Origin of the sequence: Rheinheimera nanhaiensis E407-8, assembly GCF_000296695.1 — a bacterium.
Classification (GTDB): domain Bacteria; phylum Pseudomonadota; class Gammaproteobacteria; order Enterobacterales; family Alteromonadaceae; genus Alishewanella; species Alishewanella nanhaiensis.
Genome location: NZ_BAFK01000010.1, coordinates 103603 through 120370, shown reverse-complemented (window position 1 = coordinate 120370; position 16768 = coordinate 103603). Strand labels below are relative to the sequence as shown.

The window sequence follows — 16768 nt, the reverse complement described above, 5'->3', positions numbered from 1 at the left end:
GGCGAGTGTGTCACCCGCCGGCCCTCTAGTATTCAACACCCAATATTAAGCACTCAACACTTAATATTGCAAAATGTGTCGTTATTTTTTCGCACTACGCAATGTATCGGCAATTAAAAACGCCAGCTCTAATACCTGATCAGCATTTAAGCGTGGGTCGCACTGGGTAAAGTAGCGTTTACCCAAATCATGCTCGCTTAAACCATAAGCACCACCGGTACATTCGGTAACATGCTCACCGGTCATCTCCAGGTGAATCCCGCCGGCATGGCTGCCCTCGGCTTTATGCACGGCAAAAAAGTTACGGATCTCGCGTAAAATGGCCTCAAAGTCACGGGTTTTATAGTCGTTACTGGCTTTAACCGTATTGCCGTGCATAGGATCAGAGCTCCACACCACTTTACGCCCTTCCTGTTGTACCCGTCGTACCAGTGCCGGCAGCTTATCGGCCAGTTTGTCGGCGCCCATGCGGGTTATAAGCGTTAAGCGACCCGGAATATTGTCTGGGTTTAACGCGTCAATCAGTTTAATCAGCTCATCCGGTTGCATACCCGGGCCAATTTTTACTCCGACCGGGTTATGAATGCCACGGAAAAACTCAATATGGGCATGATCAAGCTGGCGGGTACGCTCGCCTATCCACACCATATGAGCAGAGCAGTCGTACCAGTCGCCGGTAAGTGAATCCCGCCGCGTTAACGCTTCTTCGTAGTTTAACAGCAGCGCTTCATGCGAGGTAAATAACTGCGTTTCGCGGATAGACGGCGAATTTTGCGCGGTAATGCCGCAAATTTCCATAAAACGCAGCGCTTCCTGGATGCGCTGCGCCACGTCCTGATAGCGGTCTTTTAACGGGTTAGACTCCACAAACCCCAGGTTCCATTTACTGACCTGATGTAAGTCGGCTAAACCGCCCTGGGCAAAGGCCCTTAGCAAATTAAGCGTAGCGGCAGAGTGATGATACGCCGTAGTTAGGCGGTTCGGATCCGGCTGGCGCGCCGCTTCGGTAAACTCGAAGCTGTTGACGATATCGCCACGATAGCTTGGCAGCGACACGCCATTAAGGGTTTCCAGATCACTGGAGCGTGGTTTAGCATACTGGCCTGCCATACGCGCCACCTTCACCACAGGTAACCCACCGGCAAAGGTCAGTACCACCGCCATTTGCAGCAGCACTTTGAAAGTGTCGCGGATTTTCGGTGCATTGAAATCGTTAAAGCTTTCGGCGCAATCACCACCTTGCAGTAAAAAGCCATTACCGTTAGCGACATTACCCAACTGAGTAAACAAATCACGCGTTTCCTGGGCAAACACCAGTGGCGGATATTTGTGTAATTGTTGCTCAACAGTTTTTAATAAAGCCTGATCCTGATAGCTGGGTTGCTGTTGGATCGGCAGGCTGCGCCAGCTTTGGGGCGTCCAGGTGGTCACGATGCTTTTCCTTTGTCTAAATACCTAGGTTGCAAGTTATAGACTTCTGGACGTAAATTCAATGCTGACTTTGGCATAATTTATGACATTTTACGCCGGCACAGCCACTAAGATGCTAATTGCACAAAAAAGCAGCATTTCAGTTGGCGTTATCGCTATTTAGCTGCTGCAAAATCGCCTCACAGCCCTGCTCTATCAGGTTAAGCACCAGGGTAAAACCGCCCCTGCCACCATAATAAGGATCAGGCACTTCAGACAGCGCCGGATAATCAGGATGAAAACGCAAAAACAACGACAGTTTATGTTGATACTCCGGCGGACAACGCCGTCTTAACTCGGCCAAGTTAGCCTCATCCATCGCTAACAGTAAATCATAGTCGGCAAAGTCAGTGTCTTTTACCGGGCGGGAAAAAATGCCATCAAACTTGTAGCCACGCGCTTCGCCTTCACGCCGGCTGCGCGGATCGGGCTTCTCGCCACGGTGAGAAGCACTGGTACCGGCAGACTCAATGTGCCAGCGTGTCAGATGGCGCGCTTTGTGCCGCATGACCGCATGAGCGGTGGGCGAGCGACAAATATTACCCAAACACACAAACAGAATTTTCACGCCTGCCATCTCCAACGCTTAATGCGGCGAATATGCTAGCATGCTTTAAACGATAGGTTAAATGGTTGCATTAAAACCACAGCCGGTACAGTATAAGCGGCTCAGGGAGTATCAGCACAAGTCGTACGCAGGAGTAGAAGTAATGGATAAGTTTAGCCGGCTTATCGTTGTAAGTGAGCATGAGTCTTTACATAATCTCACGTTGCTGGCGCAATCGGTTGGCATAAAAGTAGAGCAAAGCAGCAAAATAAAGTTGTTATGTGCCGGTAACTACCGCCCGGATGTGTTAGTGGCCTGCCCCTACAACAGCGCCGATTATAGTAAAAAAGGTCCATCAGCTGAACTGCATTACCTGCTACAACGCTGCTCGCTGTTCTTGTTTCAGGCAGAGCGCAGCTTAATTGACCCAATGCAGGCTCTACACGCCGGGATCCGGGGCGTTATTTATCGTGATGAGCAACTGGATCGGGTAATGACAGCACTGAAAACCATGATGGACGGCCAGCTATACTACGCTCGTCCGGTGATGTCTGCCGTGGTGGATCAGTTTTTAGCACAGCAAGCCGCTAACCGACCGGCTGCCATAGTTACGCCCGAGAACAATTTACTGACCAGACAAGAAAAGCGCATTATTCAACTGGTGGCCGAAGGTGCCCGCAACAAAGAAATTGCCGAAAAGCTGCATATCAGCGCTCATACGGTAAAGGCACATTTGTCTACGATCTTTAGAAAAACGCAATCGAGAAACAGAGTGGAGCTGCTGCGTTGGCTGCAGCAGCCACAACGTCAGGAGCCGGTTGCCGGGTTCAGGCTTAACTGATCGTCCAGACGCCAGAAACCGCGCTGCAAGCCTTGTTCTACTAAGGCCACTACCGCCGCTTCCATTGCCTGTTTCACACAGTATTGCACCGGCTCATTGGTGGAATAACCGCCTTCAGCCTCTGCCAGCCGGTTTAACGATACATAGCGGAACAAGCCGGCACGTAACTCCTGCGAGAAGACCTTCTTGTTACTGGAGACCGACAACAGCACCTGGCCGCTGTGCACATCTATTGCCCTTAAATACACACTCACCTGATCTTCGCGGTACAACTCAGAGGCCCCGATACCGAAATACTCTGCCCCTATACCACCGGTACTTAAATTGGTTTCATAACCAATAATACCGCCTTCAAACAGCAGCCTGGCTTCTTTTAACGGCGGTAACTCAGCCGACTTTTTGTTTGAACCGTGAATTTTGCGCTCAGTCAGCAGGTTTTGCAGGCCTTCACGCTCCAGCGGGGCAAACCAGCCGCTATCCAGTAAAATCTGCGTCAGCATCGAGGTCGCCCCCTGGGTTACCGCAGTAGAAAAGCTGGACACATTGGCCTGGGGTTTATATTGCCCGGTCTGATCGCGAAAGGCATATACCGATACCGGAATCAAACTACGCGGCTGGCCTTGCTGACGTAATTGCTGCATCACTGAGCTGGGGGCATCAATGCTGGCGGCGGTAATATTAATCTCGGGTTTGGGTATTAACGAGCAACCACTGAGCAATAGTAAGGTACTGGCGACTATAGCTTTCATCATCAACCTCCTATCGCCGGTATGGTGATAATAGTAATTTCACCACTTTCAAGGTTAGTAATATTAACAATCACACTGCCATCAGTACCGCTACTGACCTCGACCAAAAACTCGCCGGTGTTATACACCCCCTCGACTAATTCACCATCGGCGATACGTCGGGTCAGTGAATTAATAATGTTCCGTTCCAGCGCATCCTGAAATTTATCAACAAAAGATAAGCCCACTGAATCTGCTTTATGACTGTTTTGGCTCTGGGCCTTTTGTAGCAAAAAATTACCATTTAACGGGTTGCCACCAAAGCTGGGGTTAATCGGGGTATACACCAGCTCTGTTGCACCGGCGGCGCCGACAAAGCACAGTAGCAGAGGTACTATTACTTTCATCCTTTGTTATCCTTTTACTGCAATTCTGTCGTTGGTTCGCCCAACATTTTCGCAGTCTGAATATTTGCCAGCTCGTTAATGCTGGCAAGTACAGCCTGCTCCGCCATTTGCTTAACATCGTTATAGCGGCGGCCAAAATAGGTTTGGTATATTTTCTGCTGGTTCATTTCTATCCACAGCACAGTGCCGGCTTGCGGGTATACCTGCTCATAGATCACTACCGAGACACCTTCAGTGCCGGGCATATCACGCCAGTAACCGGAGTAATAGAACGAAAAATCTTTACCAAAGCGGGATATGGTTCGGTCAAGCACCAGCCCACTGAGCTCAATATCATCGGCAGCGGTGGCTATCGGGCTCAGTGCCAGCCAAGTGCAATAAAACCAACTGACAAAATACTTCATAGTGATGATAAGGGCGGCATCCGCCGCCCTGAGTCTGCTGTTAGTGTTGTGACACTATGGCGGTGTTAAAATCACCTACCTGTGTGATGGACATCATATTACCCTCGCCGGCCTGACTGCCCAGTACCAGGTTGTCGTTGCCCTGTTGGGTAACCGTTAACATGCCATTATTGCCAGACACCGCAAAGTAGCCGTTATCACCGGCAACCCAGTTACCGCTGCCGTTTTGCAAAATGTCGATACTGTTGGCATTGCCAGCTACCAGCATGTCAACCAGGTTGATATCGCCATTTTGCTCAATGCTAACTACCGTATTTTCGACGACCGTCTCGCTGGTCAGCAGCACTTCGTTGGCGTTACCTGACTGATCAACGTAGAGATCATTGCTGTCACCCAGTACATCAACCAGCGCAAAGTTTTCATCACCAAACTGCTGCACATCTGCAGTGTTGCCTAAACCAGACACACCGATTGCCGCCAGGTTGTTGTCGCCACGGCTGTAGATACTGCCACGGTTGTCCGCACCGGCCAGCACCATTTCGCTAGTGTTATTGTCACCAATCTGACGAACTTCAACATTGTGGCCGTCACCGGCGGTAGCAAATACCGAACTATTGCCGTTACCACGCTGTAACACATCAATCTGGTTATCGTTACCGATTAAACCGATCGGGGCTGTTACGCTGTTGGCGTCACCACGTTGTTCAACCAGCACCAGATTTTGATCGCCTGACAGTGGGTCAAGAATAAATTCGTTAGCATTACCCAGCTGCATTACATCAACCAGATTATCATCACCGGCCACATCAAAGGCGATAAAGGCGTTAGCATCACCTTCTTGCAACACAAAGACGCTGTTATTGTCACCATTTAGGCCAACTACACCACCAACGTTGGCATTACCAAACTGTTCAGATTCAAAACTATTACGGTTACCGGCCAGATTAAACATGCCGGCTTCGTTGTTATCGCCCTGCTGCACGCTAAACAGGCTATTGTCGTTACCGGCAAAACCAGCATTAGCCCAGTTACCGTTACCGCTTTGCTCCATTTCAGCCAGATTCGTGTTACCGGCCAGGCTGATTAAGGCTTCGTTGATCTCGCCTGATTGCACAGCCACAGCGTCATTGGTATCGCCACTGACGACAATTTCTGCCGTGTTATAAAAACCGTCCTGCGCCACCGTAACGGTGTTGTCATTACCGCTGAGATCCACATAGGCAATGTGCCAATCGGCCGCTTGTTCAATTCGTGTTTGGTTGTCATTACCGCTAACAAAGTTATAGCTTTCTAACCACACACCGTCCTGAGTCACAGAGGCGTTATTAAGCGCACCGTTTTGCTCTACAACGGCCAGATTAATCTCGCCGCTTTGGCTGACTTCAGCCAGATTACCCTCAGCCGCTGACGCTGACGTTTGATTAATAATGGCTTCGTTACCCTGCGCCAGCGCCGGGCCGCTGATGACCAAAGCGATAGCAAGGCCAAGCATATGTTTACGTGGAAATTGTAACTTCATAACATTCTCCCTAACTTATTATTAGTATTGAATTATTGAGATTTCGGCACCAACGCCGCTTTGTTCTATCGTGAACTGACGATTACCCCATTGCTGCAATTGGATTAAGTTGTTACTGCCGTTTTGGATAATGTGCGCACTATTGCCGTTACCAAACTGACTCACCTGTGTCTGATTGGCAAAACCGCTCTGGGTTAAACTGAGCTGATTAAGCACGCCTTGTTGCAATAACACCGCATAATGTCCCTGCCCCGACTGCGTCACATCAGTAACATTTAAATCACCCAACTGGGTAATATCGACACCATTAGCCAGCGCATGCCGCTCTAACAAGGTGGTAAATTGCAGCGACACATCAGCCAAAGCCCCTGCTGATAGCAGGGCAATTAGGCAGCCGTAGCAATACGCTATACGTTTTTTCACCTGAACGTCCTTTCCTGTTGTAGCAAAAACCTAGGCTAAAGCAGTAACAAAAACTATCAATAGTAATAAACAACTAATTTACATTATCAGGCGGCAAAACAAGTTGAACAATTAAACCATTAATAACAAATATTTACATAATAGCATTAACAATTAGGCCGCCAAACAAACTAGTAACAAAGGTTTAATTTTACAATTTAGTTTAATCAGCAGGCTGAATCGTGCTATCCATAATTGTGCTAAATAATAAGCATATATTTAACAACTAATTAAATATGGGAACAGTTATGAATAAAAAGACTATGCTGGCAGCAGCGATTGCAGCAGCCCTGCTCTCAGGCACAGCGCTGGCTAACACTGGCACCGCAGCACAAGATTCGATATTAGTAATGTTTAAACCCGGCGTATCAAAACAAGAGCGGGTCGATGTGATAACACGCAACGGCGCCAGCTTACGCCAGCTGGATGCTCAGGGCCGCGATATGAAGATGCGCTATGTCGCAGATGGCCGTATCGTTAAAGTTCAGGTGCCTAAAGGCGTGGACCGCGACCGGTTAATTAAAAAGCTGACCGCGCATGCCGCAGTTGAAGTTGCCGAGCCTGACTTTCCGTTAAAAGCCTTAGCAACGCCGAACGACCCACGTTTTGGTGAGCTGTGGGGCCTGCAAAACACCGGTCAAAGCGGCGGCACTGCTGGCGCTGATATCAAGGCGGTGGAGGCCTGGGATATTACCACCGGCAGTCAGGATATTATTATCGGTGTTATTGATACCGGTATGGACTACAACCACCCGGATCTGATTGCTAACCGCTGGGTTAATCCAGGCAACCTGCCAGGCAGCACTTATGGTTATTCAACCTTAAATGCGGCGCAGGATCCGATGGACAGCGACAGTCACGGTACCCATGTCGCCGGTACTATCGGCGCCTCTGGTGACAACGGCGTTGGTGTGGTTGGCGTTAACTGGAATGTTACGCTGCTGCCCTGCCAGTTCCTTGGCCCAACGGGCGGCAGTACGGCAGGTGCTATTGAATGTATTAACTACTTCACAGATTTAAAACTGAACCACGGTGTCGATATTAAAGCCACCAACAACTCCTGGGGTGGCGGTGGTTACTCTGAAACCCTGCGCGCCGCCATTCAGTCTGGTGGTGATGCCGGTATTTTGTTTATTGCCGCATCCGGTAACGACGGCGGTAACGCCGATTCAGCGCCAATGTACCCTGCCGCCTATGATCTTGACGTTATCGTATCTGTCGCCTCAACCGATCGTAACGACGCCATGTCAGGCTTTTCAAACTATGGTTTAACCTCGGTTGATTTAGGTGCACCCGGCTCCGCTATCCTGTCTACCATTCCTGGTGGTGGTTATGCGTCTTATTCTGGCACCTCGATGGCATCGCCTCATGTTGCCGGAGCAGCGGCCTTGCTGTGGTCGATTAACCCGGATTTAAGCCCGCTGGAAATGAAAGCCATTTTAATGGACTCCGGTGACACCTTAGCCGCTTTAGAAGGTAAAACTGTATCAGGTAAGCGGTTAAATCTGGTTAATGCGTTAGCTGAAGCAGATCCGACGCCATCGTTTAAACTGTCACTAACGCCGCGTAATCAGCAAATCACTGCTGGCGATACCGCACAATACACATTGAATGTTGGCAATATTGCTGACTGGACAGGCGATGTTGAACTTAGCGTAAGTGCACAGCCAGCATTAGAGGGTGTCACCTTATCGGCATCAACCGCTCAGCCTGGCCAAACATTGATGCTTAGCGCGCCGACCAGTGCAGACACGCCCTGGGGCAACTACCAGTTCACCATCACCGGTACCGATGCCGCAACCGGCGAGCTGGTTAAATCGGTTAACGCCAGTTTAAGTGTGCTGCCGCAAGGGCTTAATGACTACGACTACAGCAACAGCACGCCAATTGCCATTCCAGACAATAACGCGGAAGGGATAACCAGCGTTATCAATGTGCCGCAAAATGGTGTTGTATTTGGCACTAACGTCGGCGTCAACATTACCCATACCTGGCAAGGCGATTTGATTGTCAAGCTACGCTCACCCGAGGGTACTGAGCATACGCTGCATAACCGCACCGGTGGCAGTGCCGATGATATAGTACAAAGCTGGCAAACCGATGCCTTTAACAGCGAACAAATGCAAGGCGACTGGACCTTACTGGTGTCTGACAACGCCGGCCTGGATACCGGCACACTGAACAGCTGGGATCTGACGCTTACTGCCTTGTCAGACGACGAGACACCGCCGGTGCCAGTGGCACCAGTAGCAGACTTTAGCTTCGTCGCTTCGGGGCTGACGGTAAACTTTACTGATTTATCCACTGATGCTGACGATGATATCAGCAGCCTGAGCTGGGATTTTGGTGACGGTAACAGCTCAGCAGACGCTAACCCAAGCCATAGCTATGCTGCATCAGGCTCTTACAACGTAAGCCTGACTGCTACCGATGCTACCGGTTTAAGCAACACTATCAGCAAAACGGTAACGGTAAGTGAGGCCAATACTGATCTGCAGTTAAGCCTGCAGCGCTCAGTGCGTACCCGCACCGGTTCAACCATTGTTGACCTGCGCTTTACCGGCAGTGCTGATATGGTAGATATCTACCGAGACGGTAACCTGGTCGATACGGTTGACAATACTGGCCGCTATCGTGATCGCTTTACTTCTCAGGCCGCAGCTGTAAGCTACAAAATTTGTTTAGCGGGTACCGATGCCTGCTCAGCAGAGCTGGTAGTAAACTTCTAATCACGGCTGATGTTAACCCAAAGGCGGCGCAAGCCGCCTTTTTTATAGTTGCAGTTCTGCCATGCGCAGTTACTATTAAGCCTCTGCCAGCTATCAATAAGCACGGTCAATCGCCAAGCAGTAAGGAGTACCGGTGTTAACACAGTTGCATCACGTAGAACAAAGCCTGAATCAGGTTATTTTGGGTAAGCCGCGGCAAATCCGCCTGGCGTTATGTTGTTTATTAGCCGAGGGGCATTTACTGCTGGAAGATTTGCCCGGTATGGGTAAAACCACGCTGGCACACGCGCTGGCCAATAGCCTTGGCCTGAGCTATCGTCGGGTGCAGTTTACCAATGATCTGCTACCGGGCGACTTAGTCGGCATGAATATTTATGATACCCGTTCACAGCAATTTCATTTTCAGGCCGGGCCGGTGTTTAGCCAGGTGTTGCTGGCTGATGAAATTAACCGCGCCAGCCCGAAAACACAAAGTGCGCTGCTCGAAGCCATGGAAGAAAAGCAGGTATCAATTGACGGTGAAACCCGCCCGCTGCCGAAGCCGTTTTTTGTTATTGCCACGCAAAACCCCCTGTTTCACGCTGGCACCTCGCCCCTGCCAGAGTCGCAATTAGACCGCTTTATGTTCCGGCTATCGCTGGGTTTTCCCGATCATCAGGCTGAACATCAATTACTGAAACACGACAACAACCAATCCAGGCTGACACTGTTAACTGAGCAACTCAACACCGAGCAATTACGTGCGCTGCAACAACAGGTGCCGCAGGTGCATGCCTCAGATGCGCTACTGGATTATTTGTTAGCATTGGTAAACAACAGCCGCCATCGCAGCGATATGCTGCCATTGTCGCCGCGTGCCTCTAAAGCCATTTTGCGCTCGGCAAAAGCCTTTGCCCTGCTGGAAGAGCGCAGTTATGTCAGTGCCGCTGATGTGCAGCAGGTATTTCCTTATGTCGCCGAGCACCGGCTTGACCCTGCCTCATCGGCACAGGACAGCCGTTTAAGCCAGGTATTACTGCAACAAACGCCATGTCAGCTCTAACCAAAGCGCTGTATCCGTTGTACTGGCGTCTGCTAAGCCGTTATCTGGACAAACGCCAGCCCGCAGTGCCCAGTGTTACCTTGGTACAAAAGCTGATTTTTATCTTGCCAACCCGCTATGGCTGGTGGTTTTTCGGCCTGATTGTGCTGCTGTACCTGCTGGGCACCAATTACCAGAACAACCTGATTTTGCTGTTAAGCTATTTGTTGCTCAGTCTGTTTTTGCTAAGCATAGTGCTGTGTTATCAAAACCTTAGCGGGCTTACGCTAAGCAGTTTAGCACCGGGTGAAGGCTTCGCTGAGCAGGACATTGGCCTAAGCCTGCAGCTGATTGCGGCAGCTAATGACAACAACCGCCACCGGATGTTAAGGCTGCAGTTCACCGGCCAGCAGCATCAGGTGGTTAGTCAGCGCTGTGTACCGGCCATTACGCTGAATATCGCTGCCGGTAAACGCGGCAAATATACCTTGCCCAGAATCAAAGTCAGCAGCCAGTATCCGTTTGGCTTATGGCAGGCCTTTAGTTATATTGCGCTGTTACAGCATTACTGGGTATATCCGTCACCAGCACAGCAGAGCCCGGCAGCCGGTATCATGCCAGAGCAGGACCAAACCTCTACCCGTCAGCAAGTCAGTGATGATACCCTCTCAGCCTACAGACAGGGGGACAGTATCCGCCATCTGGTATGGAAACGCTTAGCGCGCGACCCGGCAACACCGGTTGTCAGGCAACAGCAGACACCGCCACCCCAGCTACAGAGCGACTGGGTAGTGGTACCGGCCGTATCAGGCGATGCGCTGGAGCGCGCCTTACGCCAGGCCAGTCGCGACTTACTGACGCTGGAGCAAAGCGGTGCCAGCTATGGGCTTAAACTACCGGCGTTGACTGTAGCGCAGGCCAAAGGGCCGGCACAGTTACAACGTTGTTTACAGGCACTGGCATTATGCTAAAACAAAAACGCTTAATGGTGGTTTGGCTGGGGTTACAACTGGCGTTTTTGCTGTTGTTACAGGAAGCCTTTACGCTGTGGGTAAGTTTAATCTTCGCGGCGCTGCTGCTAACACGTTTTGCCACCCTGGTTTACGCCAACACCAGTCTTAGCCTCAAAGCCGTCAATGTCATTGGCGCCTGCGTTGCGGTGGCTCTGCTGTTTAACTTAAAGCAAGCCGGTGTGCTTAACTTTATGCTGCAAATTCTGCTGCTGGCCGCCGTATTACGGTTACTGGCGCTACGGCAGTTGTTTGAAGCACGGCAACTGGTGTGGGTACATTACTTTCTTATCGGTTGCTGCTTTATTCTGCATCAGAACATGCTGGTGGCGCTGGTTATTATCACCGCCCTGTTTGCCAATATGTACAGCCATTATCTGTTGTTCGCCCCAGCCGGTAGCAACCTTAAACCGGCCAATATTGCTCGTGCCACTTTGATTATCCTGCCGCTTTGGCTGGCGATGTTTTTGTTGTTTCCACGTTTACCGCCGTTTTGGCAGATCCCCACCGCCAAGGTTGCCAGCACAGGCTTAAGCGATACATTGGATCCGGGCAGTATTGAGCAGTTAGTGCAAGACGATAGCCTGGCATTTCGCGTCGAGTTTGAAAACGGTGTGCCAGAGCGGCAATTATTGTATTGGCGCGCCCGTTTGTATGAAGATTTTGATGGCCGCCGCTGGCAGGAAAACCCGCTGCGCTCTGGTAGCAATTATCGCAACGTTCATCAGGGCGCCACGCCAGCAGAGGCAACGCTAGATTACCGTATTATCGCCGAGGCCAGTCAGCAACGCAGTTTATTTGCGCTGGCTAACCCATGGCAAAGCAGTGCTAATGTGAATATTGCCCCCTCCGGCCTGGTGCTTGCCACCAAGCCGGTAAGCCAGCGCACCAGTTATCAGCTTAGCAGCCAACTGCAGCCAGTGGCGGTACTGTCTGAGCAGGAGCAGCAGCTGAACCTGCGGCTTCCAGCCGGCAACGAACAAACGCTGGCCTTTGGCCGTCAGCTCAAAGCGCAACATCCACAAGTGCCGGCGCTGATTGACGCCATTGCCAGCCATTTTCGCCAGCAGCCGTATTTTTACAGCCTGACCCCACCGTTGCTTGGCGCAAACAGTGTTGATCAGTTTTTATTTGATAGCCGCACCGGCTTTTGCAGTCATTATGCCTCTGCTACTGCGCTGCTGCTGCGCGCCGCCGGTATACCAGCCCGCGTAGTTGGCGGTTATCAGGGCGGTGACTGGCACCCGGAGCAAGGCTATCTGGCCGTGCGCCAGCGTGAAGCCCATGCCTGGGTCGAATATGCAGATCAGGGCCGCTGGCAGCAGTTTGACCCAACAGCCGCCGTGGCGCCACAGCGCATTTTATCCAGTTTAGATGATGCATTATCTGCTGAGCAGCGTCAGCTGCTGACCTCGCCCTGGCAACGTAACGCCTTGCTTAATAACCTAAGGCAGCAGCTGATGCACCTGGATTACTACTGGTCGGTATGGGTATTGGGTTTTAACGACGATAACCAGCGCGACCTGTGGCAACAGGTAAGGCAAAATTTGCAGCGCTTTGCCTATGGGCTGGCATTTATTACGGTATTAGCCTTGTTGGTTGTCGCTCTGCTATGGTGGCGACGCCGTGAACGTCCAACACAGCCGCAGGCTTATCGCCTGTTAAGCAAGACGCTGTCCGCTATGTTGCGACATAAGCCGGCGCACCAGCCATTGTCAGCGTTTTTACGTATGCTGGCAGAGCAGCAACAGAATGAGCAGCGCCAACTGTTGTTAGCGCTGATAACGTCCTACGAGCTTGCGCTTTTCAATGATGATGCAGCGGCGTTATCTGCGCTGAAACAACAGCTAAAACAACACCGCAATACCTTACGAAGGTTGCATTTCAGCGCCCAGAATACGTAGCGCGGTTTGCAGATGCTCAGCACAGTGAATACCTAAATCGGTCAGGTAACCACCGTCCTGTTGTGTCACCAGGCCTTTTTCATATAAACGGCTGATGGCAGCAACAGTGTCTGCATCAGCCGATTTATGCACTTTAATACCTTCCATCGCACTGTCGAGGTTAAACAACGTCAGCACGCGGATTTCAGCATTCAATTGCGGTGATATTGGCATACACAGTCACTCCTTTTTATAAAGTTGTACTGAACATAGCGCTAAGCGCATAAAAAGCCAATACGACGTCGATGTTTAGCCTAACACCGTCTGCAGGGCTTTTAAGCACAGCGCCACATTTTCACGCCGTGCCGCATAGCCCATCAGGCCGATGCGCCAGGCTTTACCAGCCAGCTCTCCCAAGCCTGCACCTATTTCCAGGTTGTATTGCTCCAGCAGCTGTTTGCGCACGGCAGCGTCATCGCCCCCTTGTGGAATATACACACTGTTTAGCTGCGGCAAGCGGTGCGGCTCGGCCACGACAAACTCCAGCCCAAGCCCGGTCAGGCCCTGCTTTAACAGCTGGTGCATGTCCTTATGCCGCTGCCAGCTTTGCTCCAGCCCTTCGGCCGCCAACAGCCGCAGTGATTCATGCAGTGCATACAGCGCATTCACCGGCGCAGTATGATGGTAGCTGCGCTTAGCGCCGCCGCTCCAGTAACTCATCACCAGGCTTTGATCTAAAAACCAGCTTTGTACCGGCCGTTGGCGCGCTTTGATGCGCTCGACCGCTTTGGGTGAGAACGACACTGGTGACAAGCCCGGCACACAGGACAAACATTTCTGGCTGCCGGAATAAATCGCATCTATGCCCCACTCATCAACGCGAAGCTCTACGCCGCCCAGTGAGGTGACCGCATCAACAATCGATAAGCAGCCATACCGCTGCGCCAAGGCACACAGGGTTTTAGCATCCGATAAGGCCCCGGTTGAGGTTTCGGCATGGACAAAGGCCAGGTACTTTGCCTGCGGGTTGGCTTTTAGTGCGTCCTCGACCTGCTGCGGGTTTACTGGTTCGCCCCAGCTGTTATCTACGGTAATGGCAGTGGCGCCGCAGCGCTCGACATTTTGCCGCATGCGCTCACCAAAGACACCATTACGGCAAACAATAACCGTATCGCCGGGCTCTAACAAGTTAACAAAACAGGTTTCCATACCGGCACTGCCCGGTGCCGACACCGCCAGCGTCATTTCATTGCGGGTTTGAAACGCATATTGCAGCAGCTGCTTTAGCTCATCCATCATGCCGATAAACAGCGGATCTAAGTGGCCAACGGTTGGCCTGGCTTGCGCCGCCAGCACTTGCGGGTGCACATCAGATGGGCCTGGCCCCATTAAAATACGCCGGGGTGGCAAAAAGGCGTCTATTTTCGGTGCAGCTAACATAACAACTCCCACTGTCGGATTTTGCCCTACCATAGCAAAAACCGCCGTGGATACCAGCCCGCTTCGGCTATTGCCAGTATTCAAAAGATTAATAGTGCCAACGGCCATTTGTAACTGGGTTATAATGCGCGTTTTTGCGCCCAAGCGCTATGTTGGAGCCCGTATGACAACCTTACCCGCCTGCCCTAAATGCCAGTCTGTTTACACCTACGAGGACGGCGCTTTGCTAATGTGTCCGGAATGTGGCCACGAATGGAACCCGAATGTGCCAGATGCAGATAGCAGCCGGCAAATTCGTGATAGTGCAGGTAATGTATTGCAGGATGGCGATACCGTTACCGTAATTAAAGATTTAAAGGTAAAAGGCTCGTCATTTGTAGTAAAAATTGGCACTAAGGTAAAGAATATCCGTCTGGTAGAGGGCGATCATGACATCGACTGTAAGATCGACGGTTTTGGTGCCATGAGCTTAAAATCTGAATTTGTTCGCAAGGTGCAGGACTAATAAAATGGGGTCAGAGTTCTCTGACCCCATTTTGCCAGCTTTAGAACTGGCGGCTACGCAATGCCGCAATACGCTTTTCCAGTGGTGGGTGGCTTAAAAACAGTTCAGACTTTTTGCCACCACCGGCAATACCGAAGGCCATCATGCTGCCTTCCAACCGGCTTTCGTGGTTGTACTTTAACCGCTCCAGCGCCGCAATCATTTTATTCGGGTTGCCCTCAAGCTTAGCGGCGCCGGCATCAGCGCGGTATTCACGCTGCCGTGAGAACCACATCACAATAATGCTGGCCAGCACACCAAACACCAGCTCCAGCACAATTACCGTAGCGAAATAAGCTAAACCACCGCCCTGGTTATTGTTGCTGTTGTTATTCAGCATACCGGCCACTAAGCGCGCCAGGAAAATCACAAAGGTGTTTACCACGCCCTGTATAAGCGTCAGGGTAACCATGTCACCATTGGCAATATGCGACACTTCGTGTGCCAGAACCGCTTCTACTTCATCCTCACGCATATTGCGCAGCAAACCCGTGCTGACCGCCACTAAGGCATCATTACGGTTCATACCGGTAGCAAAGGCGTTCATCTCTGGTGAGTCATAAATAGCCACTTCCGGCATACCAATGCCAGCCGCTTTAGCCTGACGCGCCACCGTCGCTACCAGCCACTGCTCGGTCGCATTACGAGGCTGTTCAATCACTACCGCGCCGGTAGAGCGTTTTGCCATCCACTTAGACATGGCTAACGAGATAAAAGAGCCGCCAAAACCAAACACCGCCGCAAACACCAACAGGCCGCCAATGCTGCTGCGATCTACGCCTAAAAAGCTGAAAACGATATTAAGCACTATACTTAATACCAGTATTACCGCCAGGTTAGTGGCTAAAAACAACAACACTCTTTTCATAACAGCTACCTCTAATGACTTACTACCCGCTAATATATGGCCTTAGAGCTTGTTTTCAATCAGCAGTGCCACCATTAGCAGTCATAATTTGTAACTATTAATGTCAACGCTCAGCAGCTGAGCATATCGAGGTTTAGCATGCAGTTATTACTACTTAGCAGCTCCCGCGCCGACAACAGCGACTATCTGGCGCCATACATAAGCTGGATCGCCAGTCACCTCAGCGGTATTGATAAACTGCTGTTTATCCCTTATGCCGGTGTCAGCATCGAATACGACGCCTATCAGGCCATGGTGCAGCAAGCGCTGTTGCCGCTGGGTATAACAGTAACCAGTATTCATCAGCATAATGATGCGCGCCAGGCAGTAATGGACGCCAAAGCAATAGCGGTTGGCGGCGGCAACACCTTTCATCTGCTTTATCAGTTATATCAACAGGATATAGTGCAACTTATCAGAAAACGCGTAACCGAAGGTATACCCTACCTGGGCTGGAGTGCCGGTTCAAACATCGCCGGCGCCAGCATTCGCACCACCAATGATATGCCGATTATTGAGCCCGCCTCGTTTACCGCGCTAAACCTGCTACCACTGCAGTTAAACCCGCATTACAGCGACTACAAGCCGGAGGGCTTTCATGGTGAAACCCGCGATATGCGCCTGGCCGAGTTTATGCAGTTACACCCGGCCACGCCGATTATTGCCTTGCCTGAGGGCAGCGCACTTAAGCACGACGACGGTAAACTAACATTACTTGGCAGCAAAGGCGGTTATCTGTTTCAGGCTGGTGATAAAATGCCGTTGGCAGAGCATGCAGATTTATCGACAATGCTGGTATAAAAAAAACGGTGTCGACGCGGGGTAACCGGCTTGCCCTAAACCAACCGTTGAAGGC

Annotated in this window: 17 protein-coding genes; 7 read left to right on the top strand and 10 right to left on the bottom strand. The window is 51.0% G+C overall.

Translation table 11 applies throughout. The annotated features are described in order from the left end of the window. Nucleotides 1-81 precede the first annotated feature (81 nt). Both RNAN_RS10210 and RNAN_RS10205 read right to left on the bottom strand, forming a co-directional pair. A complete protein-coding gene (locus tag RNAN_RS10210; RefSeq protein ID WP_008221445.1) occupies nt 82-1431 on the bottom strand; it encodes a class II 3-deoxy-7-phosphoheptulonate synthase in 1350 nt (449 codons plus the stop codon). 139 nt (nt 1432-1570) lie between these two features. Further along, nucleotides 1571-2047 carry a low molecular weight protein-tyrosine-phosphatase gene (locus RNAN_RS10205; RefSeq protein ID WP_040551982.1) on the bottom strand — a complete coding sequence of 159 codons (477 nt, stop codon included), beginning with the start codon at nt 2045-2047 and terminating at the stop codon, nt 1571-1573. Between the two features lie 133 nt (nt 2048-2180). On the opposite strand from RNAN_RS10205, the gene RNAN_RS10200 reads away from it, so the two are divergent. Further along, nucleotides 2181-2858, top strand: coding sequence for a response regulator transcription factor (locus tag RNAN_RS10200; protein ID WP_008221441.1), 678 nt, complete (start codon nt 2181-2183; stop codon nt 2856-2858). Here the strand turns inward: RNAN_RS10200 and RNAN_RS10195 are convergent. The 5 genes from RNAN_RS10195 to RNAN_RS10175 are packed head-to-tail and all read right to left on the bottom strand — an operon-like array spanning nt 2825 to nt 6339. After that, nucleotides 2825-3610 carry a CsgG/HfaB family protein gene (locus RNAN_RS10195; RefSeq protein ID WP_040551981.1) on the bottom strand — a complete coding sequence of 262 codons (786 nt, stop codon included), beginning with the start codon at nt 3608-3610 and terminating at the stop codon, nt 2825-2827. The genes RNAN_RS10200 and RNAN_RS10195 overlap by 34 nt on opposite strands. Next, a complete protein-coding gene (locus RNAN_RS10190) occupies nt 3610-3993 on the bottom strand; it encodes a curli assembly protein CsgF (RefSeq protein ID WP_008221438.1) in 384 nt (127 codons plus the stop codon). The genes RNAN_RS10195 and RNAN_RS10190 overlap by 1 nt, the downstream gene beginning before the upstream one ends. 14 nt (nt 3994-4007) lie before the next feature. Beyond that, complete coding sequence (locus RNAN_RS10185; protein ID WP_008221436.1) at nt 4008-4397, bottom strand: curli production assembly/transport protein CsgE; 390 nt, start codon at nt 4395-4397, stop codon at nt 4008-4010. A gap of 40 nt (nt 4398-4437) precedes the next feature. After that, nucleotides 4438-5916: a hypothetical protein gene (locus RNAN_RS10180; RefSeq protein WP_008221433.1), complete on the bottom strand. Its 1479-nt coding sequence runs from the start codon at nt 5914-5916 to the stop codon at nt 4438-4440. Between the two features lie 21 nt (nt 5917-5937). Continuing rightward, a complete protein-coding gene (locus RNAN_RS10175) occupies nt 5938-6339 on the bottom strand; it encodes a curlin subunit CsgB (RefSeq protein WP_148275703.1) in 402 nt (133 codons plus the stop codon). A gap of 287 nt (nt 6340-6626) precedes the next feature. Between RNAN_RS10175 and RNAN_RS10170 the strand changes: the two genes are divergently transcribed. The 4 genes from RNAN_RS10170 (at nt 6627) to RNAN_RS10155 (ending at nt 13042) form a co-directional block, all read left to right on the top strand. Beyond that, complete coding sequence (locus RNAN_RS10170) at nt 6627-9107, top strand: S8 family serine peptidase (RefSeq protein ID WP_008221429.1); 2481 nt, start codon at nt 6627-6629, stop codon at nt 9105-9107. 133 nt (nt 9108-9240) lie between these two features. Further along, complete coding sequence (locus RNAN_RS10165; protein WP_008221425.1) at nt 9241-10149, top strand: AAA family ATPase; 909 nt, start codon at nt 9241-9243, stop codon at nt 10147-10149. Then, nucleotides 10137-11099: a DUF58 domain-containing protein gene (locus RNAN_RS10160; protein WP_008221423.1), complete on the top strand. Its 963-nt coding sequence runs from the start codon at nt 10137-10139 to the stop codon at nt 11097-11099. The genes RNAN_RS10165 and RNAN_RS10160 overlap by 13 nt, the downstream gene beginning before the upstream one ends. Continuing rightward, complete coding sequence (locus tag RNAN_RS10155) at nt 11093-13042, top strand: transglutaminase TgpA family protein (protein ID WP_008221422.1); 1950 nt, start codon at nt 11093-11095, stop codon at nt 13040-13042. Before RNAN_RS10160 ends, RNAN_RS10155 begins: the two co-directional genes overlap by 7 nt. Here the strand turns inward: RNAN_RS10155 and RNAN_RS10150 are convergent. Both RNAN_RS10150 and RNAN_RS10145 read right to left on the bottom strand, forming a co-directional pair. Then, entirely contained in the window at nt 13007-13255 is a 249-nt protein-coding gene (locus RNAN_RS10150; protein WP_008221421.1) for a TIGR02647 family protein, read from the bottom strand. The genes RNAN_RS10155 and RNAN_RS10150 overlap by 36 nt on opposite strands. Before the next feature lie 75 nt (nt 13256-13330). Further along, a complete protein-coding gene (locus tag RNAN_RS10145; RefSeq protein WP_008221420.1) occupies nt 13331-14461 on the bottom strand; it encodes a pyridoxal-phosphate-dependent aminotransferase family protein in 1131 nt (376 codons plus the stop codon). Nucleotides 14462-14624: 163 nt separating this feature from the next. Here RNAN_RS10145 and RNAN_RS10140 point away from each other — a divergent pair, with 163 nt between their 5' ends. After that, nucleotides 14625-14966: a zinc ribbon domain-containing protein YjdM gene (locus RNAN_RS10140; protein WP_040551980.1), complete on the top strand. Its 342-nt coding sequence runs from the start codon at nt 14625-14627 to the stop codon at nt 14964-14966. Between the two features lie 40 nt (nt 14967-15006). Here RNAN_RS10140 and htpX read toward each other — a convergent pair whose 3' ends face one another. Further along, nucleotides 15007-15873, bottom strand: coding sequence for a protease HtpX (gene htpX / locus RNAN_RS10135; protein WP_008221417.1), 867 nt, complete (start codon nt 15871-15873; stop codon nt 15007-15009). 138 nt (nt 15874-16011) lie between these two features. Here htpX and pepE point away from each other — a divergent pair, with 138 nt between their 5' ends. Next, complete coding sequence (gene pepE, locus RNAN_RS10130) at nt 16012-16713, top strand: dipeptidase PepE (protein ID WP_008221415.1); 702 nt, start codon at nt 16012-16014, stop codon at nt 16711-16713. Nucleotides 16714-16768: the final 55 nt, after the last annotated feature.

Excerpts from the sequence above, each read along its gene's own strand:
- RNAN_RS10205 (WP_040551982.1), bottom strand. The coding sequence starts at position 2,047 with ATGGCAGGCGTGAAAATTCTGTTTGTGTGTTTGGGTAATATTTGTCGC.
- RNAN_RS10200 (WP_008221441.1), top strand. The coding sequence starts at position 2,181 with ATGGATAAGTTTAGCCGGCTTATCGTTGTAAGTGAGCATGAGTCTTTA.
- RNAN_RS10195 (WP_040551981.1), bottom strand. The coding sequence starts at position 3,610 with ATGATGAAAGCTATAGTCGCCAGTACCTTACTATTGCTCAGTGGTTGC.
- RNAN_RS10190 (WP_008221438.1), bottom strand. The coding sequence starts at position 3,993 with ATGAAAGTAATAGTACCTCTGCTACTGTGCTTTGTCGGCGCCGCCGGT.
- RNAN_RS10185 (WP_008221436.1), bottom strand. The coding sequence starts at position 4,397 with ATGAAGTATTTTGTCAGTTGGTTTTATTGCACTTGGCTGGCACTGAGC.
- RNAN_RS10180 (WP_008221433.1), bottom strand. The coding sequence starts at position 5,916 with ATGAAGTTACAATTTCCACGTAAACATATGCTTGGCCTTGCTATCGCT.
- RNAN_RS10170 (WP_008221429.1), top strand. The coding sequence starts at position 6,627 with ATGAATAAAAAGACTATGCTGGCAGCAGCGATTGCAGCAGCCCTGCTC.
- RNAN_RS10160 (WP_008221423.1), top strand. The coding sequence starts at position 10,137 with ATGTCAGCTCTAACCAAAGCGCTGTATCCGTTGTACTGGCGTCTGCTA.
- RNAN_RS10155 (WP_008221422.1), top strand. The coding sequence starts at position 11,093 with ATGCTAAAACAAAAACGCTTAATGGTGGTTTGGCTGGGGTTACAACTG.
- RNAN_RS10150 (WP_008221421.1), bottom strand. The coding sequence starts at position 13,255 with ATGCCAATATCACCGCAATTGAATGCTGAAATCCGCGTGCTGACGTTG.
- RNAN_RS10145 (WP_008221420.1), bottom strand. The coding sequence starts at position 14,461 with ATGTTAGCTGCACCGAAAATAGACGCCTTTTTGCCACCCCGGCGTATT.
- RNAN_RS10140 (WP_040551980.1), top strand. The coding sequence starts at position 14,625 with ATGACAACCTTACCCGCCTGCCCTAAATGCCAGTCTGTTTACACCTAC.
- htpX (WP_008221417.1), bottom strand. The coding sequence starts at position 15,873 with ATGAAAAGAGTGTTGTTGTTTTTAGCCACTAACCTGGCGGTAATACTG.
- pepE (WP_008221415.1), top strand. The coding sequence starts at position 16,012 with ATGCAGTTATTACTACTTAGCAGCTCCCGCGCCGACAACAGCGACTAT.